Origin of the sequence: Chryseobacterium defluvii, assembly GCF_014204415.1 — a bacterium.
GTDB classification, from domain to species: Bacteria; Bacteroidota; Bacteroidia; order Flavobacteriales; family Weeksellaceae; genus Chryseobacterium; species Chryseobacterium defluvii_A.
The window spans coordinates 1,114,101-1,137,199 of record NZ_JACHLE010000001.1 but is presented as its reverse complement, the minus strand read 5'-3'; the positions used below and the strand labels follow the sequence as shown (position 1 = coordinate 1,137,199).

Annotated in this window: 12 protein-coding genes, 1 tRNA gene and 1 CRISPR repeat array (1 of these 14 only partly in view); of the genes, 11 read left to right on the top strand and 2 right to left on the bottom strand. The window is 35.7% G+C overall.

Features of this window, described 5'->3' with window-relative positions:
• Positions 1-125 precede the first annotated feature (125 nt).
• From HNP38_RS05095 to HNP38_RS05085, 3 genes are all read left to right on the top strand, one after another.
• The gene (locus HNP38_RS05095; protein WP_184185435.1) at positions 126-3,089 is read left to right on the top strand and encodes a tetratricopeptide repeat protein; all 2,964 of its coding nucleotides are present in this window, start codon (positions 126-128) and stop codon (positions 3,087-3,089) included.
• An 81-nt stretch (positions 3,090-3,170) separates the two neighbouring features.
• Positions 3,171-4,940 carry a TonB-dependent receptor gene (locus HNP38_RS05090; protein ID WP_184185432.1) on the top strand — a complete coding sequence of 590 codons (1,770 nt, stop codon included), beginning with the start codon at positions 3,171-3,173 and terminating at the stop codon, positions 4,938-4,940.
• Between the two features lie 34 nt (positions 4,941-4,974).
• Positions 4,975-5,046, top strand: a tRNA-Arg gene (locus HNP38_RS05085).
• Positions 5,047-5,129: 83 nt separating this feature from the next.
• Here the strand turns inward: HNP38_RS05085 and HNP38_RS05080 are convergent.
• Entirely contained in the window at positions 5,130-6,641 is a 1,512-nt protein-coding gene (locus tag HNP38_RS05080) for a WG repeat-containing protein (protein ID WP_184185429.1), read from the bottom strand.
• Positions 6,642-7,114: 473 nt separating this feature from the next.
• On the opposite strand from HNP38_RS05080, the gene HNP38_RS05075 reads away from it, so the two are divergent.
• From HNP38_RS05075 to HNP38_RS05055, 5 genes are all read left to right on the top strand, one after another.
• On the top strand, positions 7,115-8,005 hold the full coding sequence (locus tag HNP38_RS05075; protein ID WP_184185426.1) for a BRCT domain-containing protein: 891 nt from the start codon (positions 7,115-7,117) through the stop codon (positions 8,003-8,005).
• A 43-nt stretch (positions 8,006-8,048) separates the two neighbouring features.
• Positions 8,049-9,521 (top strand): tellurite resistance TerB C-terminal domain-containing protein, encoded by a 1,473-nt coding sequence (locus HNP38_RS05070; RefSeq protein ID WP_184185423.1) that lies wholly within the window; start codon positions 8,049-8,051, stop codon positions 9,519-9,521.
• Complete coding sequence (locus HNP38_RS05065) at positions 9,514-10,830, top strand: ATP-binding protein (protein WP_184185420.1); 1,317 nt, start codon at positions 9,514-9,516, stop codon at positions 10,828-10,830. Before HNP38_RS05070 ends, HNP38_RS05065 begins: the two co-directional genes overlap by 8 nt.
• On the top strand, positions 10,827-12,968 hold the full coding sequence (locus HNP38_RS05060; RefSeq protein ID WP_184185417.1) for a DEAD/DEAH box helicase: 2,142 nt from the start codon (positions 10,827-10,829) through the stop codon (positions 12,966-12,968). The genes HNP38_RS05065 and HNP38_RS05060 overlap by 4 nt, the downstream gene beginning before the upstream one ends.
• A gap of 158 nt (positions 12,969-13,126) precedes the next feature.
• A complete protein-coding gene (locus HNP38_RS05055; RefSeq protein WP_184185414.1) occupies positions 13,127-13,303 on the top strand; it encodes a histone H1 in 177 nt (58 codons plus the stop codon).
• 97 nt (positions 13,304-13,400) lie between these two features.
• On the opposite strand, the gene HNP38_RS05050 is transcribed toward HNP38_RS05055, so the two are convergent.
• Positions 13,401-15,524 (bottom strand): Tex family protein, encoded by a 2,124-nt coding sequence (locus HNP38_RS05050; RefSeq protein ID WP_184185411.1) that lies wholly within the window; start codon positions 15,522-15,524, stop codon positions 13,401-13,403.
• 218 nt (positions 15,525-15,742) lie between these two features.
• Here HNP38_RS05050 and cas9 point away from each other — a divergent pair, with 218 nt between their 5' ends.
• The 3 genes from cas9 to cas2 are packed head-to-tail and all read left to right on the top strand — an operon-like array spanning position 15,743 to position 21,198.
• Positions 15,743-19,954: a type II CRISPR RNA-guided endonuclease Cas9 gene (gene cas9, locus HNP38_RS05045; RefSeq protein WP_184185408.1), complete on the top strand. Its 4,212-nt coding sequence runs from the start codon at positions 15,743-15,745 to the stop codon at positions 19,952-19,954.
• 15 nt (positions 19,955-19,969) lie between these two features.
• Positions 19,970-20,863: a type II CRISPR-associated endonuclease Cas1 gene (gene cas1 / locus HNP38_RS05040; RefSeq protein ID WP_184185405.1), complete on the top strand. Its 894-nt coding sequence runs from the start codon at positions 19,970-19,972 to the stop codon at positions 20,861-20,863.
• The gene (cas2, locus tag HNP38_RS05035) at positions 20,860-21,198 is read left to right on the top strand and encodes a CRISPR-associated endonuclease Cas2 (RefSeq protein WP_007842732.1); all 339 of its coding nucleotides are present in this window, start codon (positions 20,860-20,862) and stop codon (positions 21,196-21,198) included. The genes cas1 and cas2 overlap by 4 nt, the downstream gene beginning before the upstream one ends.
• A 58-nt stretch (positions 21,199-21,256) precedes the next feature.
• Positions 21,257-23,099: a CRISPR direct-repeat array (repeat unit 47 nt; unit sequence GCTGTGACTAATCACTAAGATACTAAATTTTGAGAGCAATTCACAAC) (it continues 209 nt past the right edge of the window).

Here is a 23,099-nt window from a genome sequence, read left to right as displayed (position 1 = left end):
TAAAACACTTGTTTATACAATAACTTTTCAATATTTTCGTTGATAATTTGTGGATAAATCTTATCTGAAATTTAAAATATCCGGCCTGCTTTTCACGGCCTATACATTTTAAAATTTGATAATTAATGAAATCAAAAAAAATACTTTTGGCTGCTGCTGTTTTCTATTACGGAATTTCCGGGGCGCAGCAGTCTCAATACTTTTCCCAGAAAGAAAATTACAGGTTCGGTTTAGCCGAAAATCTTTACCAGACCAAAATATATAATGCTTCCCAGTTCGAGTATGCCCGACAGTATTTCTATAATCAGCATTTATTGAGGTCAAAAAAGGAAGCCGCACAATTCTTTGATAACGTTATTGGCGTGATCCTTCAGAAGAATCATGCGGAAGAAGGGCTGGCAGCTTTTATAAAAGAATATCCGAACTCTGCTTATTTTGCGCAGGCCAATTTGCCTTTAGCAGATTACTACCTTGCGAAAAAAGATTTTGAAAAAGCGTTGGAAACTTTAAAGAAAGTGAACCAGTACCAGCTTTCAAAAGAAGAAAATACACAGTATATCCTGAAACTGGGGTATGCTAAATTTATGATGGGAGACTCCAAAGGGGTGACAGATGCCCTGGAAGAAGCCTACAAAACAGCCGATGAATCCCAAAAAGGAGACATCGCCTATATGCTGGGACATTTGTATTACTCCAACAGGCAGAACGATAAGGCATTCCGGTATTTTGATTCCGTAAAAGATCAGGAAAAATATTCAAAACTGGTACGTCCGTACTATGTGCAGATGTATTACAATGATAAAGATTATGACAAGGCTATTTCTGAAGGAAACACCCTGCTGAATGAAGATATTTCCGATTCCTATAAAGCTGAAGTCCATAAGATCATAGGAGAAAGTTATTTTATGAAAAATGATTATGCTTCGGCATATCCTCACTTGAAAGATTATCTGAGTGTTCAGCAAAATCCTTCTGAAAATGATCTGTATGAAATGGGGTTTGTGGCAGCTCAGCTTAAAAAATATGATGAAGCGGTTTCTTATTACAATCAGCTTGTCAACAGCAATTCAGCTCTGGCACAGAATGCGTATTATCAGTTAGGTAACGCCTATCTTGCAGTTGATAAAAAGCAGGAAGCCCTTTCGGCATTCCACTCTTCTTACCAGATGGACTATGATGCCAAAGTAAAAAAACTGGCTCATGAGCAGTATGCAAAATTAAGCTACGATATCGGAAACCCTTTTGAAAGTCCTTCAACAGTCCTTCAGAATTATATTAATGAAAACCAGAATGATCCCAAAACACCGGAAATGAGGTCACTTTTAGTGAAATCCTATCTGTATTCAGGGAATTATAAGGAAACACTGAACGCTATCGACAGGTTGCAGAGCTCCTCTCCGGATATTGATAAAATAGATCAGGAAGTGTCTTACCTGCTGGGAACGGAAGAATTCAACAAAGGGAATTATGATGAAGCTGAAAAATATTTCTTAAGAAGTTTAGAATTTAATATCAATAAAGAGTTTAATAACAGGGCTTTGTATTGGGTAGGACAGGTATATTATCAGAAAGGGAATTACCCTTCTGCGATTGTGCGTTATGAAAGGCTTCTTAATGAAAGCTTCCCGGAAAAGCAGCAATTGCCTTATGATCTGGGGTATGCTTATTTTAAATCCAAAAAATTCGATCAGGCTAAAACCTATTTCAGGCAGTACTTAACTAATCCGAAACCTGAATTTAAAAATGATGCGGAACTTCGTCTGGCAGATATTCATTATGCAAACAATGACCTGAACGAAGCAATCGCTATCTATGATAAAAATGAAGATGCTACTGATTATACCTTATACCAAAAAGCAATGGCTTTAGGTTTTAAAGGAGATACGCAGGCAAAAATCAGCAGTTTAAAGACACTTTTATCCAAATACCCGGATTCCGAATATTATGATGATGCCCAATATGAAATAGGAACGGCTTATGCGGCTCAGGATGATTTTGCCAATTCAAGCGATTATTTCTCAAAAGTTATCAAAACTTCGTCAGATAAGGATCTGATCGCCAATGCCTCCATTTACAGGGCTCAGAATTATATTGATCAGAACCAGAGTGACAAAGCGCTTTCAGAACTGAGATCATTAGGAGAGCAATACAAGAATACGGCTTATGCGGAAAAGATCGTTCAGGCGGCTAAACCTGTTTTCACGAAGAACGGTGATGTTTCAGGATATGAAGCCTTTGCGAGAAATATCGGGGTAAATATAGATGCTGCGGAAATTGATGAGATCAACCTTTCTACAGGAAAACAATATTTCACAAAGAAAGATTATAAAAATGCTATTTCTTACTACGAAAAGTATTTAACTCAGAATCCGACAGGAGAGGGGCTTTATCAGGCTAAGTATGAATTAGGGGAGAGCTATTATCAGACCAATAATACAACCAAGGCATTACTGATATTGCAGGAAGTGGCTAATGTTCAGAATGATTACCAGGATGACGCGCAAACCCGTTTGGCCCAAATCTATATTGCGCAAGGGAATAATGCTGAGGCTAAAAAATATCTGGAGAATATCAGGAACTCTTCCAATATCAGCATTAAAAACTATGCGAATGTAGAGCTGATGAAAGTGTATGCGGAGGAAAAAGATTTTTCACAGGCTGAAAAACTTGCAGATGCCGTGATCGCCAATAATAAAAACTCTGCTGCGGTGATCGAAACCGCAAAAGTGATCAAGGCAAGAAGCCTGATGAATTCAGGGAAAGATAAAGATGCACAGTCGGCATATACATCACTGGAGAAATCCTCTAACACTGAAGTGGCTGCTGAGGCGTTATATGCAAAAGCATTCTATCAGAACAAAGGAAAAGCCTTCAAATCATCCAATGAAACGGTCTTCAAGCTTGCTAATAACTATGCTTCTGAAGAATATTGGGGTGCAAAAGCACTGGTACTGATGGCAAAGAATTATATCGGTTTAAAGGACAACTACCAGGCGAGCTATACCTGTGATCAGATCATTGCGAACTATCAGGATTTCCCTGAGATCGTAGCAGAAGCGAAAGAGGTGAAAAAGCAGATTAAAAAGTAAAATGTACAGTGTACAATGTAAAATGTATAGCATGAAATACATTATACATCCGACATTATACGTTAATACAAATCAAAAACAATGAACAGAAGAATTCAATTATTATCCATATTATTTTTAGGGATCTCGCCGTTTGCGTTTTCCCAGATCAAGGAAGAAAAGCTGATTCTTAATAAAAAAAGAGAACCGGAGGTTAAGAAGATCGAAAAGAAAAAGACGTCCGTGGAAACCATTAAGAATTATCCGCCTGAAGAGAAATCCCAGAATCCTGTACAATATACCATTACAGACGTGCCTGCGGTTTCGGATTTTAAAACTTCAACCATTCAGGGGGAAGATGTAACTCCGAAATTCGACGGTAATGCTCAAAATAACTATTTCCAGTTTGGAATGGGCAATTACGGGAAGATCCTGGCGGATGCTAACATATCCACAACACTGGAAAACAAGATCGAAGTGGGGGCAGATGTTCACGTTCTTTCTACTCAGGGTTTAAAAAAGGAATATGCCTGGGATTCCAAGCAGAGTTCTGCAAGCCTAGGAGCTTTTTTAAATGCTTATGGAGATAAAGGAAAATTCAATATCAATGCGGAGTATGGGCTGGATAATTATAATTATTATGGTATTTATGCCTTAGAACCGGCTGCAGATGTTGATCTGAAACAGAAAACCAATCAGTTTAAAGTCAACGGATATTATGATTTTTATTCCAATGAGATCTTAAATGATGTAAGGGTGAAATCTTCATTCCTGAAAGATCATTTTGATGCCCAGGAGAATCAGGTGTCCATTTTGGCAAACCTTTCAAAGCATGCCGTTGAAATAGGTAAATCGGATATTGTTTTAAATGCAGATCTGGGAGTAGGTTTGGAAACGGTAAGGACAGACTTTGCCATCCGTGATAAGAATTCGTCCAATTTCTTTAATACCGGCCTGACTCCGAAAGTTACTTTTGCTAAAGGAGAATCCTATTTAACGTTAGGCTCATCATTTGCTTTCCTGAACGGTAAACACTCAAATGGGCTGATGGAAGAACAGATGAAGAGTAATAAAACGTATTGGTTCCCACAGGCTGAGTTCCAGTTTGCCGCTTCCAAAGAATTCAAATTTTATGGCGGGGTAGACGGAGGTTTAAAGCTTAATACCTATGGTGACCTGCTTCAGCAGAATCCATTCATCCTTTCAGACCAGATGTTAAGGCCTACAGAGACCAAATATCATTTTTATGTAGGGCTAAGGGGTGATTTTGATGAGATGATCAAGTATGACTTTTCAGCAGGATTCGGGAAAATGAGGGATATTATGTTCTTCAAAGCGAATGATTTGTTCAATTATGATGTTATAGAACGTTCTGCCTATAATTTTGCCAATACTTTTTCTGCAATATATGACGATGGAAATGTAAGCGATATTAAAGGAAGTATTCAATATTTTCCGCTGGAAAACCTGATATTGGACGGGGAAGTGCTGTTCAGGAAGTATGACCTGAAGAATTATGAAAATATTTATAATGCTCCATTAATTAGTGCAGGCATCGGCGCTAAATATACCATGCTGGATAAAAAGCTCCTTTTGGGATTCAAAGGGATCTTTGCAAGTGACAGAACGACAAACTCTTATGCCTTGGAAGCGATCCAGACAACCCCGAACATCATTTACCAGTCTACGGAGGATACTAATGATAAAGTAGGCGGTTATGCAGATTTAAATCTTTCTGCAGAGTATAAAATTCACAAAAATTTCAGTATTTTTGCACTCGGAAATAATCTTCTAAGCTCTAAATACCAGACATACAAAGGATATAAAGTCCTGGGTGCTCAGGTCTTAGGCGGGGTGAAGATTACTTTTTAATTAATAATTGATCCTTCATTATTAATTATCTGCCGGCTGCATAGTTTAATGGATAGAACTTCGGATTTCGGCTCCGACAGTGAGGGTTCGAGTCCTTCTGCGGTCACTTCCCGGAACAAGTCTAAAAAAGAAAGACTTGTTCCGTTTTTTATTTAACCTAAACCTGCCAGCATTATACTTCAGGATTACTTAATTATCCACAGGTTCAAAAACCGATATCCTGTCATATTTGGCATCAACAATTATATTTCCCTTTAAGTCCATAAGCCCGTGAAGGCGGGCATCCCATTCCTCACAATCCTTACATTTTTCACTGAACTGGATGGTTCCAAGCTGCGAACACTCGGATTTCTTTCCTTCGGTTTTATGGAGAGCTGTAGAAGTTTTTTGGTCTAAGTTGATAATGGCAATTGGCTCATCCTCTTCATTAGTGCTGAGAAATAAATTTTCACCTAAATAATTGAGGCTGTTATTGATCGTAATGTTTGCTGCTTTTCCTTTACTATCAATTATACTTTTATTTTCTGTGGCAATGGAAGCGGCCCGAAACCAGTTGCTGTTTACTCCAAGACAGGTATTTCCAATGCGTTGCAGATACATCCATTTAAAGTCAAGAATGGTTTTCCCTTTTTTGTCAATGAGCCCGGTTTTGAACCACCCGTTATCAAGGTCATCATCCAGAGATACTACTGCTGTACCTTGATGAAAATCTTCTGCTACTGCAAAAGAAGGTTTGACGATCTCCTTGCCCTGTGTATCGATATAACCATGAACAGGATAACGTTCATCATCACCTTTTCTGCGTTTATAGACCATTACTTTGGCCATACCCTCACTGTATGTTGAGATTTCATTGTATACAGGTGGCGCTAAAACCTCTCCTTTGGTATTAATAATCCCATACTTGATCATGCTGTGAGGTTCTATATCCGATAATGAAAAAACAGCCAGATCATTTGAAAAATCAGATCCCAGATCATACTTTTCGGGGGTGATCATTTTACCTTCTTTATTGATGGTCCTGTTGATCATATTTTTCCTGTCATCTTTTGACTGATGTTTTTGAGATACCCTTGCATACCCGTTTTGAAAAGGATAGGCATATTCATATTGAAATTTGAGCACTTCTTCACCTTTTGTATTGATGTAGCCGTAAAGTCCGTCTTTTTTAGCCAAAGCCAGCCCTTCCGAAAAATAGCCGGCTTCTTCATAGGCAGCCGGAATCATTATTTTTCCGGCCGTATCAATGTATCCCCATTTATCACCTGTTTTTACAGCGGCTCTCCCTTCACTGAAGGGGCCTGCGTCAGTAAATTGGGCAGGAATAGCCAAAATGCCCTGTGCATTACAATACCCCCATTTCCCTTTTTCCTTTTCTTTTTGTGCTATTTCAGATGGGCTATGTGAAGTAGTGGTACCATTTGTTTCTGATCCTTTAACCATCAGTTTAGGCGTTTCTATTTTAGGATTGTATTTTCCAATATTGACGGGAATGAGATTATTGCCCCAGCTGACCAGGCCGTCAGAGTCGTTATGAGACCCGGCATCGTCATATATAACGGGGATTACCTCTTTACCTGAAGTATCTATATAACCGTACTTTCCGTTTAATTCTACCTTCGCCAGGTAAGTTTTTTTATTTTGGGCTGATAAAAGTGAACAAAATATCATCAGCAGAAAAAATATCGAATTATTTTTCATATCTAAATTTTACTAAATGTTTGGAGTCTGTATAAAGCCTGATTATATTTATGTATTACCGCTATTGAACCTTCAGTGTATAGGTTCTGTATAGTTGAAACACCCAATGTTGTTTTAATAATCAAATATAATAATGGGTACGGAGTTTTCTCCTGAGCAAGCTGAAAAGTTTTTAAAGATAACTATAAATATTATAATGATGTGGAAAAAAAGAAAATTAGTTTCTTAATACACTTGAAAAAGATTTATCAGAAAGTAAGCGGCCCCTTAAAAGCGCAGATGAAAAAGATATTATTTATGTTACTAAACTACTTATAGAGCGTTAATTTTTTGAGTTGTTAATAAATCTGGTTATTCAAAATTTTTATAATTGATACAGTTAAATATGTATTTGATTTAAATTTTACGGATTACCATAAATGAGTTGATTTTATTTTTTATTAAATTTAACGTTAACTTATGTATTATTAAAAATGACCAACTTTGAAAACGTAAATCAACAGATTGTTACTGTTAAATCAAGAGCAGATAAAGCTCTTAATTCATTAAAAGGGATTTTGCTGGGAATTATTTCAGATGATAGAATAGATGCCAAAGAGATGAAAGAGCTCGGATTATGGGCAAAAGATCATTATGACCTGATTGAAAGAAACCCGTTTCGTGAATTTATGCTTCTGATAGAAAATACGGTATCTAACGAAATACCTGCAAAAGAAGCGGTAGAAGATTTATATTGGTTATGTCAGAAATATGAGCATGACAGTATTTACTACAATGGAATTACTTCAGATCTGCAGCTTTTGCAGGGAATTTTTCATGGAATTCTGGCTGATGGGGTTCTGAATGATGATGAGATCTTTAGGCTTCATGCCTGGCTTTCAGAAAATGAACATTTAAATTCATATTATCCCTATGATGAGATCAGGAGTTTAGTCCTTTCTATTGTGGTAGATAAGAAAATTGAGGAAGAAGAAAGAACCATTTTAACAGCCTTCGTTAAGCAATTTGTAGAATTGCGAAACAATGAGATAGCCGAGAAAATAGAAAGAGATACTTCCGATGTGAATATTTCCGGAATTTGCGCAGTAGATCCTGAAATTACCTTTGAAGGAAAAACCTTCTGTATTACAGGAATTTTGAGTAGGGGAACCAGAAATGAATTGCAGGAAGCAATTCAAAATAAAGGGGGAATTTCGGTAAATAATATTTCAAAAAAAACAGATTATCTTATTATTGGAGATATGAATAATGCCTGCTGGAGTTATTCATGCTATGGCAGAAAAGTTGAAAAAGCATTGGATCTAAGAAAATCAGGACATACTATTGTTTTGGTTCACGAATTTGATATTTTTGATGCAGTTTAAAGAAAAACCTTCATAGAAGTTCCAAACCAAACACAAACTTAATATGTCGAATGGGAATCTACATAGTATAAATAATTCTATTATTGATGTTTCCGGAAATGCAAATATTCCAATCAATTTTGAGCCAAATCTTCAACAAATATCTGCTGAGTCTGTAATTCAGGATCAGCAATACGATAATGACTCATGGAAAATAGGTAAAAAGTATACCAGAAAGCTTAACCTAGATGATGAGCAGATAGAAATTCTTGATAAGTTGAGATTTGCGGATAATGTTTTCAACGAAATAGAATTCTGCAAAATACAGATACTGAAACAATTTTTAAGATCAATAGAGTTTTTTCAAAAAAACTGCGTTCCTATCAACAAAGCTTATGAAACGGTGATTGATGAACTTTCAGAAATTATTGTCTGTCTTCAATATAACTACAGAAAAGAAAGCCTGAACTATAAATATACCTATAATTCTGTACAGTCAGAAATTTTGAATCATATTCTGAAATTATGTGAGAATAGTGTGCGCGAGGTATATGGAATTAAAAGGAAAATTAATATTGATTTTAATTATAGTAATCCAGATATTCTTTACCAATACAATAAAAAAATAATTTCAAAATTAGAAACTTTTTTAACGGAAAATCAACATCAGATCTTGGATGCCGATTATAAAACGAATATCATTCTTAACGAAACAAATACCAATCGCTGGAAGGCGAAATTTGATCTCGTCAAAGAAGATTATTCCAATCCTTTATCCTTTGAAAGAGAGATTTTCAGATTGACTGATGTTAACATCAAAAATCCGTCTGTTGATGCCATATTTTTCGAAGCCTCGAAGTTTGTTGCAGGATATGATAAAACCTGTGCATTAAGGCTTTACGTTCATTATTTGCATAAAGATCTGAATGCACCGAAATTTGATAGAAAGCAATTGACCAAAACCATTCAGAAGAATCTGTTTTCAACCAATGAACAGCTTAATGATTTTGAGAAAATTTTAAGCGGATTTATTGCAGACAGAAACCTGGAAAAAGCGATTGAAAAAGTTAATCAAATATATCTTCCCAAAAGAAAGAAAATTAAAATTGATCATGCAGCAATTAAAAACATTCAGTCTCAACATTCTGAGACCGCTGATATTTTGGGACAAATCCTGAATGATGACTATGAAGATGAAAATGCTTCTATAAAAACCGGAAAAGCAAAAGATGAGAACGAACTAACGATCAATATAATAAATAAAAATTCTGAACTTCAGATTTCAAAGTATCTTGAAGAACTGAATTTAACAGATCTTCAAAAAGAGATATTGGATTTATTTGAAAAACAGAGCTTTAATATTCTTCAAAATGATCTTGAGGAGTTCATTAAATCAAAGAATATGTTCATGGGATCAACCATTAATTCTGTTAATGATAGCTGTTTCGAAATACTTGATGATATTTTGATTGAGGAAGAAGATGAATATTTTACAATTAACACAGAATATTATAAAAAACTTTTAAACAATGATTGACAATATTAAGCCAAAAGAAGCAACCTCAATTATCAATTCCTTAGTCAGCGGTGTTGTTCCTAAAATTGGAGTACAGCATATTACTGTAGGACGGTCTGACGAAATTAATGCCTTCATCAGCTCTCTGGAAGATGTGAAAAACGGACATAGTCTTGCTAAATTTTGGGTCGGGGATTTTGGAAGCGGAAAATCTTTTATGCTTCATTTATTAAATACGGTAGCTTTAAAGCAAAAATTTGTTGTAGCCAATGCAGATTTCACCCCGGACAACAGGTTATATTCCAATGACGGAAAAAGCGTAATCCTATACTCCGCTATTATGGATAATATTGCTATTCAGACAAAGCCAGAAGGAGGAGCGCTCCAGACTCTTCTGGAAAAATGGATTGAGCAGGTAATTACAAAAACTGCGGAAGAAAACAATATTTCATTAGTAGAGATCAGAAATGAACAGTATTTGAATCTGATTCAAAACTCAATCATGAAAACCGTAAATGAAATCACCGAAGTAGGTGGCTTTGATTTTGGTTCCGTGATTATAAAGTATTATGAAGGTTATACTAAAAACGATGAATTGCTGCGCAGAAATGCATTGAAATGGCTTAAAGGAGAATACAAAACGAAAACTGAAGCAAGACAGGAACTGGGGGTACGGGAAATTATCAGTGATTCCAATTATTATGATATGCTTAAAAATTTCTGCAAACTCTTTGTAAGTATGGGATATAGCGGTTTTATGATCAATCTGGATGAAGCGATTAATCTCTACAAAATATCCACAGCAGCCTCCCGTGAGAAAAACTACGAGAAAGTTTTGTCTATTTACAATGATTGTTTCCAGGGAAAGGTTACCAATCTTTTCATCAATTTTGCCGGGACAAAAGAATTTTTGGAAAATGAAAGAAGAGGGCTTTTTAGCTATCAGGCTTTAAAATCAAGATTAGAAAGCAATAAATTTGAAACACTGGAGATCCGGGATTTTGCACAGCCTGTTATTAAACTGATGCCTTTAAATCACAATGAAATTTTTGTTCTGCTTAAAAAACTAAAATTGATTTTCGATTTTAATTATAAAACGGAATTAAACATTACTGATGAAGAAATTTCAGCATTCATGGAAGAAATGTTTAACAAGCCCGGAGCTGAAGAATTTCTGACGCCGAGAGAAGTGATCAGGGATTTTTTGAACATTCTGAACATTATCAGACAAAACCCTGAAGTAGATAAAAAACAGCTTTTCGGAGAAATTGAAATTTCCGATGAAAGACCAAATGATTCTGTTCTTATTGACAGTATAGAAGAAATATGACAGCCTTCAACCTGCTTTCTGAGCCTATCAGAAAATATATTCGTGACAAGAAATGGGAGAGTCTAAGGCCTATTCAGGAGGCAGCCATTCAAAGAATTATTTCTACGGATAACAATTATGTTTTAATATCCAGAACAGCTTCAGGTAAAACTGAGGCTGCTTTTTTGCCGATTTTATCAAAAGTAAACTTTAAAGAACAGGGAGTAAAGGTTCTTTATATTTCACCATTAATTGCTTTAATCAATGATCAGTTTGTAAGAATTCAGGACCTTTGCGATTATCTTGATGTACCCGTAACGAAATGGCATGGGGAAGCTGCTAAAGGAGCGAAAGACAGGCTGCTTAAAAATCCTGAAGGAATAGTTCTAATTACTCCCGAGTCCCTGGAAGCAATGTTTGTGAATAAACCCTATAACGTCTGTCATTTATTTTCCGCCTTGGAATATATTGTTATAGATGAAATTCATTCTTTTTTAGGTTCAGACCGTGGAATTCATCTTCAGTCTTTATTGAACAGGTTACAAAGAGTCAATAATAAAAAAATCAGTATTGTAGCACTTTCTGCCACAATAAGTGATACTAATAAATACATGGAGCTGAAAGAATTCCTTGGCGATTCTGAACATACGAAAATTATAAGAGACACCACTCCAAAGCCTATCAATGCGGTATTTAAATATTTTGAAGGCGGAAACAGTGAACTTCCGTCAGAACTGATAGAAGATCTTTATGAGCAGACTAAAAACAGTAAAACACTAATTTTTCCTAATTTCAGAGGCAGGGTAGAAGAAGTGGCCGTAAAACTTAAGAGACAATCAGACAGGAAAAATGGGCATAAAAACTATTTTTCACACCATTCTTCTGTTGACAAGGAGGTAAGAGAAGATATAGAAAAATTTGCTAAAGATCAGGAAAATAAACATAAAAATTTCTGTATTTCCTGTACATCTACACTGGAATTAGGAATTGATATTGGGAATGTGGATGAGGTCGTTCAGATTGATTCAACCAACAGTATTGCCTCATTAATTCAAAGAGTCGGACGAAGTGGGAGGCGGGAAGATAAAGCAAGCAATTTGTTTCTATATGCAACAGATGAATGGAATTTATTGCAGTCATTGGGTTGCTGGCATTTGTATAAAGATCAATATATAGAGCCTGTCCGCATTGATAAAAAACCCTATGACATTCTTGTTCATCAGATTTTGTCTATTGTTAAGGGAACATCAGGAATAATCTTAGATAAACTTTTAGAAGAAATTCGGCTCAATACTGCGTTTGTGTATATCGAACCAGAAGAGGCGGAAGAAATTATCAATCATCTTTTGCAGATAGATTTTCTTGAAAAGTTGGACTATGAATTTATTATCGGAATAGAAGGAGAAAAAATTGTTAATAATAAAGACTTTTATAGTGTTTTTAAAACAGAGACATTCTTTAAAGTTTCCAGCAACGGAAATAAAATAGGAGAGCTTCCTCTATCTTTTCAATTAAAAAAAGATGAAAATATTTTTCTTGCAGCTAAGATATGGAAGATCTTACATGTGGACTTTAAAGCAAAAAAAGTAGAGGTGGTGAGAGCAATGGATGGCAAAAAACCTTTATTTTTTGGAAGTGGGGGAGATACGGCACACAAAATAAGAGAAAAAATGCTTGAAATTTTAGTGACAAAAAATAAGATTGAAGCACTTAGTGAAAATGGGGAAAATGTAATTAATAATCTGCGGAATGATTTTTCCGTTTTTAATATTAAAGACATAGTTAATGAACGTCCTTTACTGATTAGTAATGATAATCTGACCTTCTATTCATTTGCAGACTCTAAAATCAACAGGACAATTAAATTTCTTTTAGAAACAGAAGGTATAGATTGTCAATATTTTGAATGGAACAGTTCTTTTCATCTGAAAATAGACAAAAATATCTTCAAATCAAAACTCAAAGAAATATGCGAAAAAAAGAATGTAAATTTTGCTTTGATGCTAATGTTGGACAAAAGCCCGGGAGCTTTAGATTTCTCAAAATGGGGCGGGTTTCTACCAATAAAATATCAGATTGAATTGCTTAAAAATAATTATTTGGATTTTAAAAGCTGTAATGATTATTTAAAAAAAATAAATTTTGTAGAAAATTTGTAAGTTTTAAAGTAAATAAGAATAAGCTTCTAATGGTGTGGTTTAAGAAGTACTTATTTCTGGTTCTGTATAACAAAATACCAACAAGTGCAATTTTTTTAAAGTAAATTAGGCTTGAATTCCCATAAAACCTATATTTGCAGCCTAAATTTTTAAATAAAATGAAAGAACTAATCGAAAAAATCAACGCGGAATTTGAAGTATTCGCTACTGAAGCAAACCAACAGGCAGAAAAAGGGAACAAGGCAGCCGGAACAAGAGCTCGTAAATCAGCTTTAGAACTAAGCAAACTGTTCAAAGAATTCAGAAAAGTTTCTGTTGAGGAATCAAAAAAATAAAAAATAACCCTTGCCGAAAAGCAGGGGTTATTTTTTATAATAGTTATAGCTCTTATCCGATAATTTATTTCAGGAGGTTTACCTATCCATAGGAAGTTTATATGATCATGCTCAGTTGGATCCTTTTCCTCGCTTCATCCACTTCAGTTACTTTTACCTGAACGTGCTGATGAAGCTTTACTACCTCGTTCACATCAGAAACAAAACCGTCTTTCAGCTGGGAAATATGAACCAGCCCGCTTTCTTTGATCCCCAGATCCACAAAACATCCGAAAGCCGTAATATTGTTAACTATCCCCGGTAAGATCATACCCGATTTTAAATCTTTAATGCTTTTCACATTAGGGTCGAATTCAAATATTTTTGCAGCTTTTCTCGGGTCTAATCCCGGTTTTTCAAGCTCTTTAAGGATGTCTTTTATCCCCAGAATACCGATATCTTCAGTAATGTATTTTTCAGGCCGGATCAGAGAGATCTTTTCCTTATTGGCAATAAGCTCATCTGTTCTGATCCCCAGATCTTTAGCCATCTTTTCTATGATTCCATAAGCTTCAGGGTGTACCGCAGAATTATCCAAAGGATTTTTGGCATGGGAGATCCTTACGAATGCAGCAGCCTGCTGAAAGGCCTTTTCACCTAATCTGGGTACCTTTTTCAACTGCTTTCTGTCTTCAAAAGGCCCGTTTTCAGAACGGTAATTCACAATATTTTCAGCCATTTTCTCACCGATCCCGGAAACATAGCTTAAAAGTGATTTGCTTGCCGTATTCAGGTTAATACCAACAGAATTTACACATTTCATTACTGTGGAATCAAGTTCGTTCTTTAGCTGGGTCTGGTCTACATCATGCTGATACTGTCCAACACCAATGGACTTTGGATCTATTTTTACCAGTTCAGCCAATGGATCAGCCAATCGTCTTCCGATAGAAACAGCTCCACGAACCGTCACGTCATAAGATGGAAACTCTTCCCGGGCTATTTTACTGGCAGAGTACACAGACGCACCGGCTTCTGAGACCACAAAAACCTGAACAGCCTTATCAAATGCAATTTTTTTAATAAAAAACTCTGTTTCGCGACTTGCTGTACCATTTCCGATAGAGATCGCTTCAATATTGTACGCATTGACCATAGAACGGATCTTTTTCATGGCCATTCCGGATTCATTTTGCGGAGCGTGAGGGTAGAGGGTTTCATTATGCAGAAGATCCCCTTTTTCATCCATACAGACCACCTTGCAGCCGCTTTTATAACCAGGGTCAATAGCCAGGATCCTTTTTTCTCCCAAAGGAGGAGCCAAGAGTAGCTGGCTTAAATTTTCTGAGAAAATTTCGATTGCTTTTTTATCCGCTTTTTCTTTAGCTTCTTGTAAGGCTTCGTTGGAAATAGCAGGTTCCAGCAATCGTTTGTAGCTGTCTTTTATGGCAGATGAAATATGCTCTGACGTTTCATTATTAGATTTGATGATTGCATTCTCTATAAAATCAATAGCTTCTTCCTTATCGATTTCCACATTGGTTTTCACAAAGCCTTCGGTTTCGGCCCTGAGCATGGCAAGAAGCCGGTGCGAAGGAGTTCTGTTCAGGTTTTCTTCCCATTCAAAATATTGGGAGAATTTCTGAGCATCTTCTTCATCTTTTTTAGCTTTTACAACTTTGGAAGTAATAACTGCCTTACGCTGAAACATCCGGCGCAGATTCTTACGGACATACATGTTTTCATTGATCCATTCGGCAATGATATCCCTTGCGCCTTGTAAAGCTTCTTCTTCCGATGATACATTCTCATTGATATATTTTGAAGCCAAAAACAAAAGATCATTGCTTTTCTGGCTCATGATAATCTTAGCTAAAGGTTCCAGTCCTTTTTCCTTTGCTGCATCAGCTTTGGTTTTTTTTCGTTTTTTGAAAGGAAGGTAAAGGTCTTCAAGCTCCTGAATATCGAAGCTGTCTTCAATTCTTTGCTTCAGTTCGGCAGTCAGGGCATTTTGTTCTTCAATGGATTTTAAGATGGTTTCTTTTCGTTTGATGATCTCTTCGAACTGCTTATTAAGTTTTGAGATCTGCTCTATCTGAATTTCATCCAGATTTCCGGTTTTATCTTTCCGGTAGCGGGCAATAAAAGGGATGGTACAGTCTTCTGATAATAACTGAAGGGTATTGCTTATGCTTTTTTCGGATATATTGAGTTGCTGCTGTATAAATTTTAAAGAAGTCATTTTGGTTTTTTGAAAAAGCGAAAATAGTGTTTTGAAATGAAAAAGGCGAGTTGCCCCGCCTTAAATGTTTTCACAACGGAATAATCCTTATTGTGAATTGCTTTCAAAATTTAGTAATTCAAAAATAGTAAATAGATTTGATTATACAATACGGAAAACCGTAATTTACTAATAATGTAATTTTCTTACATTTATATAACACTAATAACTGTATTACTATGTCAAAAAGAATCATAGGACTGGACCTCGGAGTGTCTTCCATAGGATGGGCTGTGGTTGAAGAAGATCTTAAAAATCCGGAAAACAATAAAATTATAAAATTGGGAGTTCGTGTAAATCCCCTTACAACAGACGAACAAACTAATTTTGAAAAGGGAAAGCCTATTACTACCAATGCGGGGAGGACTTTGGCAAGAAGCGCCAGAAGAAACCTCCAGCGTTTCAAATTGAGAAGGAAAAATCTGCTGGAAATTTTAATCGATCATAAAATTATAAACAGGAATGATATCTTAACTGAAGTAGGAGAGCATTCTACTTTTCAGACTCAACAGCTGAGGGCGAAATCTGCAAGAGAAAAAATTGAATTATCTGAACTGGCAAGAGTTTTATTTCTGATCAACAAAAAAAGAGGCTATAAAAGCAGCCGGAAAGTACAAAGTGATGATGAGGGGAAAGCCATTGACGGGATGGCTGTTGCGAAGCAATTATATGAGGGAAATAGTACTCCCGGAGAATATGGATATCAGCTTTTAAAAAAGGGTAAAAAACAGATCCCTGATTTTTATCGTTCAGATCTACAGGCAGAGTTGGATAAGGTATGGAGCTTCCAAAAACAATTTTATCTCGAAATTCTGACAGATGAATTTAAAAAAGAACTTGAAGGAAAAGGGCAGAGGGCAACCATAGCCACCTTTTTGAATCGTTATAAAATCTATACGGCAGATAATAAAGGAACAAAAGAAGAAAAGAAGCTACAGGCTTATGAGTGGAGAAGTAAAGCTATTTCTCACCAGCTGGATATTAAAGAAGTAGCTTATGTAATTACAGAAATCAATAATAATCTCAATAATTCAAGTGGTTATCTTGGAGCAATAAGTGACAGGAGTAAAGAGCTTTATTTTAACGATCAGACGATTGGGGAGTATCTTTATGTACAGTTGCAGAAAAATCCCCATACCAGACTCAAAAATCAGGTTTTTTACAGGCAGGATTATTTGGACGAGTTCGAGAAAATCTGGGAAGCACAGTCAAAATTCCATTCTGAACTGACCCTTGAATTAAAGGATGAAATCCGGGATGTGGTTATTTTTTATCAGAGAAAACTGAAATCACAGAAAGGATTGATCAGTATCTGTGAATTTGAAAACAAGGAAATTGAAATTCAGGAAAATGGAAAGACTAAAAGAAAAACGGTAGGATTAAAAGTAGCACCCAAATCTTCTCCTTTGTTTCAGGAATTTAAAATTTGGCAGGTTTTGAACAACATTGAGATTAAAAATGAAGAGGGAAGGAGGTTTTTGGATCTGGAAGAAAAAGAAATGATTTTCGATGAAGTGAATCTGAAGGGAAATATCACCGCACAAAAAGCTCTGGAGCTTATTGGATTTAAGGAAAAAGAGGTGAAAATCAATTTTAAAACCATTGAAGGAAATAAAACGAATGAAAAATTGTACCAGGCTTATCTGAAAATTCTGGACCTGGAAGGATATAATGTTTTTAAGTTGCTGAAAATTAAAGAAGATAAAGATGAAGCCAAATTATCTGAACTGAAAGTATCTGCTTCTGAAATAAAAGCGATGATAAAACCAATATTTGAGGCTAACACTATCAATACTTCCGTTTTGGATTTTGATCCTGAACTTCCGAACCCGGAATATGAGAAACAGCCTTTTTATCAGCTATGGCATTTACTATACTCATATGAAGGCGATAATTCTGCTTCCGGAAACGAAAAGCTGTATGAGCTTTTGGAAAAGAAATTTGGGTTTAAAAAAGAACATTCCAAAATATTATCTTCTATTGTATTTTCACAAGAATATGGAAGTTTAAGCAGTAAAGCAATGCGTAGGATTTTCCCATACATCAAAGAGCATAAATATAGCGAAGCGTGCTTTTTGGCAGGATATAATCATTCAAAGAATTCTTTAACTGCTGAAGATTTAAAAAACAGAGTGCTAAAAGATAAATTAGATATTCTCTCCAAAAATTCTTTGAGAAACCCTGTGGTTGAAAAGATTTTGAATCAAATGATTAATCTGGTCAATGAAATCATCAAAGAATATGGAAACCCGGACGAGATAAGAATTGAATTGGCAAGAGAGCTGAAAAAAAATGCCGAAGAGAGAGCTGAAATGACTAAAAGTATGAATGAAGCAACACTTCTCCATCAAAAGTATGCAGAGGAACTAAAAAGAGAATTTGGTATTCCTAAGCCGTCAAAAAATGATATTATACGTTATAAGCTATATCTGGAATTGGCCGCTAATGGGTTCAAAGATCTTTATACGGATAAGAAAATACAAAAAGAAAACCTTTTTACGGGCAAATACGATATAGATCATATTATTCCGCAATCAAGGTTTTTTGATGACAGTTTTTCCAATAAGGTTCTGGTTCCGAGGCAGTCCAATCTGGATAAAGGGAATTTTACGGCTTACGATTTTATAGAACAGGGTAATAAAGAAGATTTCGGAAAATATCTGAATGTCATTAAAGAGCTTTACGAGAAAAAATCTATTTCTAAAGCCAAATATGAGAAGTTATTGAAAAAAGGGTTGGAGATTGGTGATGGTTTTGTAGAACGGGATTTACGGGACTCACAATACATTGCTAAAAAAGCCAAAGAAATTCTTTTCGGAATTACCCACTCTGTGATATCTACCTCAGGAAGTATTACGGATAAGCTCAGGGAAGACTGGAATCTGGTGAATACGATGAAAGAACTGAATTTGGAAAAATTCAGAAAATCAGGACTTACCGAGATTGTTAGAAACTCTAAAGGAGAAGAAAAAGAAATCATCTCTGAATGGTCTAAGCGAAACGACCACCGTCATCATGCGATGGATGCACTTACAGTTGCTTTTACAACCCATAATCATATCCAGTATCTGAACTATCTCAATGCAAGAAGTAATGAAAAGCATAAGGAACACAAAAATATCTATGCTATTGAGAATATGATTACAGAAGTAATTGAAAAAAAGAATGGCTCCGGATCGAGGAGATTCATTTCTCCGATTAAAGATTTCAGAAAAATGGCCAAAAAACATTTACAGGAAGTTTTGATCTCTCATAAAGCGAAAAATAAAGTGGTAACCTCTAATATCAATAAGATTAAGAAAAAAGGCGGAGTCATCAAAAAAACGGGACTTACACCAAGAGGACAGCTACATAAAGAAACAGTCTATGGAACTGCCAGAATTTTGCAGACCAGAGAAGAAAAAATATCGGCAAAATTTGATCTGCAGACTATTCAGAAAGTGCAGAATGAAGTCTACAAAAATGCATTATTGAAAAGATTGAATGAAAATGGAAATGATCCTAAAAAAGCTTTTTCCGGAAAAAATGCCATCCAGAAAAATCCTGTTTATTATAACGAGGAAAAGACTGGTGTTATCCCTGAAAAAATTATCCTCTCATGGTATGACACCATTTTTACGATTAGAAAACCTATAAATGCGGACAATTTTAAGGATTATAAGAATCTGGAAAAAATTATAGATGCCGGAACTCGGAAAATTTTAAAATCCCGTCTGGATGAATTTGATGGTAATGCAAAAGAAGCTTTTTCTGATTTGGACAAAAACCCGATATGGCTTAATAAGGAAAAAGGAATTTCAATAAAAAGTGTTACCATTACCGGAGTCAGCAATGCAGAATCTTTACATTTTAAGAAAGATCACTTCGGGAATGAAATATTAGATGATCATAACAATAAAATTCCGGTGGATTTTGTGAGTACGGGTAATAATCACCATTTAGCAGTGTATATAAAAGAAAATGGAGAATTAGATGATGATATCGTCTCCTTTTATGAAGCGGTTGAAAGAGTGAACCAAAAATTACCGGTTGTTAATAAGAATTACAGATCCGGTGAAGGATACCGTTTTTTGTTTACCTTGAAGCAAAATGAAATGTTTCTGTTTCTGGGTGAAGATTTCAATCCGAACGAAATAGATTTATATGATAATGGAAATTTAGAAATGATTTCTAAAAACTTATTCAGAGTTCAGAAAATTTCAAAATTATTATATGGCAATTCATATGTTAGAGAATATGTTTTCAGGCATCATTTAGAAACATCAGTTGAAGATAAGAAGGAGTTAAAGGATATAACATATAAAAGTGTAAAAAGTCTTGAGGGGTTGAGAAATATTGTAAAGGTCAGGCTTAATCATTTAGGTAGGATTGTACAGGCAGGAGAATATTAATACCCTATAAGAATCATGATTACCCGTTCCATCTATATCGGCAGTCCGGCATATCTGAAGCTCAAAGATGAGCAGATGAAAATTCTTTGCCCGGAAACCAAAACAGAAAAAGGAAGTGTTCCTGTGGAAGATCTGGGATTGCTGATGCTGGATCATTTCCAGATCACGGTTTCGCATCAGCTTATTCAAAAAATGATGGGAAATAATGTAGTTGTGGTAAGTTGTGATGCTCATCATTTACCCTACGGGATCATGCTTCCTCTATATGGGCATACAGAACATTCAGACAGAGTGAAAGATCAGTTGGAAGCTAGTGAACCACTTAAAAAACAGCTTTGGAAACAAACCATAGAATGTAAAATAGAAAATCAGATGGAAGTCCTCAGAAAATTAGGGAACTACTATGAACCTATGGCAGACTATCAGAAAAATGTAAAAAGCGGCGATATCACCAATATGGAAGGTATTGCAGCGCAGCATTACTGGAAATATCTGATCAGTCTGGATTTTCTTAGAGAGCGTTTTGGAGATTCTCCTAATCAGTTTTTCAATTTCGGCTACTCTGTTTTGCGGAGTATTGTTGCCAGGGCAATTGTTGAAACGGGACTACTTCCTGTATTGGGAATTTTTCACAAAAATAAATACAATCCTTATTGTCTTGCTGATGATCTGATGGAACCTTATCGCCCGTTTATTGACTTACTGGTTATGGATTGGCTGACGAAAAATCCAAACTCTGATGAGCTGACAAAAGAATTTAAGGCCCATATATTACAGGTGGCAACAAAAGATGTGAAAATCGATGGTAAGACCAGACCGTTGCTGGTAGCTGTAAAGACAACGGTTGCTTCGCTTTATAAATGCTATACAGGAGAAAAACGTCTGATCTCTTATCCCGAATTGATATGAATGCCGAAAGGTTTAACGCTTACCGGATTATGTGGGTTTTAGTATTATATGATTTACCAACGGAGACCAAAGCCAATATGAAGGATGCCAATCGTTTCCGCAAAGCATTGATCGACGATGGTTTTACCCTCTTCCAATTTTCTATGTATGTACGTCACTGCCCAAGCCGTGAAAATGCTGAAGTTCATATAAAAAGAGTAAAATTTATGTTACCCAAAGCCGGTAAAGTGGCCATTATGTGTATTACGGATAAACAATTTGGAGATATTGAAATCTTTTTTGCCAGAAATAAAGAAGAGCCACCACCAACCTTCCAACAGCTTGAACTATTCTGATTTTTTTAATTCTAAAAATAAATATAACCCACTATAATTCAGTGGGTTATATTTTGAGGCTGTGACTAATCACTAAGATACTAAATTTTGAGAGCAATTCACAACCATTTGGTGGCGTATAGCTAAAAGTACCATGCTGTGACTAATCACTAAGATACTAAATTTTGAGAGCAATTCACAACTTTACAGACGCCCAGAAAATGGCACGAAATGCTGTGACTAATCACTAAGATACTAAATTTTGAGAGCAATTCACAACAATCAGGCAATGAGTATAAAAACAATTATAGCTGTGACTAATCACTAAGATACTAAATTTTGAGAGCAATTCACAACCCTCTTCCCCGTTATTATAGGGATAAGCTAGCTGTGACTAATCACTAAGATACTAAATTTTGAGAGCAATTCACAACAGGCAATACGACATCCCCTTCCCTACCGCAGCTGTGACTAATCACTAAGATACTAAATTTTGAGAGCAATTCACAACATTAATATTAATAGAAAAATTGAATAACCCGCTGTGACTAATCACTAAGATACTAAATTTTGAGAGCAATTCACAACTTGAAAATGGATGGCAACCTTAAAGGTGCCGCTGTGACTAATCACTAAGATACTAAATTTTGAGAGCAATTCACAACAGCCTCAATATGGGCGAATTGGTCCCGTGTGCTGTGACTAATCACTAAGATACTAAATTTTGAGAGCAATTCACAACAAAGCGATGACTTACGTCTTGATCGGCCGCGCTGTGACTAATCACTAAGATACTAAATTTTGAGAGCAATTCACAACCAGGAAACACTACAGCCCCTTCCCTACCGCAAGCTGTGACTAATCACTAAGATACTAAATTTTGAGAGCAATTCACAACTACAAAACGTATATTTGCCGTAGAAGACAGGCTGTGACTAATCACTAAGATACTAAATTTTGAGAGCAATTCACAACCTACTCAGGAAGGCTAAAATATATCAAGCTGGCTGTGACTAATCACTAAGATACTAAATTTTGAGAGCAATTCACAACATTGTTGATATTAATAAAACAAATAATAACGCTGTGACTAATCACTAAGATACTAAATTTTGAGAGCAATTCACAACATAGGACATATATATGCCGGCGACAAATACGCTGTGACTAATCACTAAGATACTAAATTTTGAGAGCAATTCACAACCCGGCAGTAAATATGAAACCTCCGTAATTGGCTGTGACTAATCACTAAGATACTAAATTTTGAGAGCAATTCACAACGAATCTGTTGATAGAAATAGCTCTTTGTTTGCTGTGACTAATCACTAAGATACTAAATTTTGAGAGCAATTCACAACCATAAATGAAAGCAGGAAAAAAGAATTCCGGCTGTGACTAATCACTAAGATACTAAATTTTGAGAGCAATTCACAACAGGATAAAAAGAGCTTTAACCGATTACCGGGCTGTGACTAATCACTAAGATACTAAATTTTGAGAGCAATTCACAACTCACGTGGCTGGGTGGAATTTTCCTTATCCGCTGTGACTAATCACTAAGATACTAAATTTTGAGAGCAATTCACAACCATTTCTATATCCGATGCTGAGCCAGTGAAGCTGTGACTAATCACTAAGATACTAAATTTTGAGAGCAATTCACAACATAACATGTCACACTTAGAATTAGTATTTAGCTGTGACTAATCACTAAGATACTAAATTTTGAGAGCAATTCACAACTCTTGCAGATTATTTAGGATTGCCGGCCGTGCTGTGACTAATCACTAAGATACTAAATTTTGAGAGCAATTCACAACTCATCAGCTATCTGTGTATCTAAGTGGCGAGCTGTGACTAATCACTAAGATACTAAATTTTGAGAGCAATTCACAACGCACGTAACAGACTATTAATAC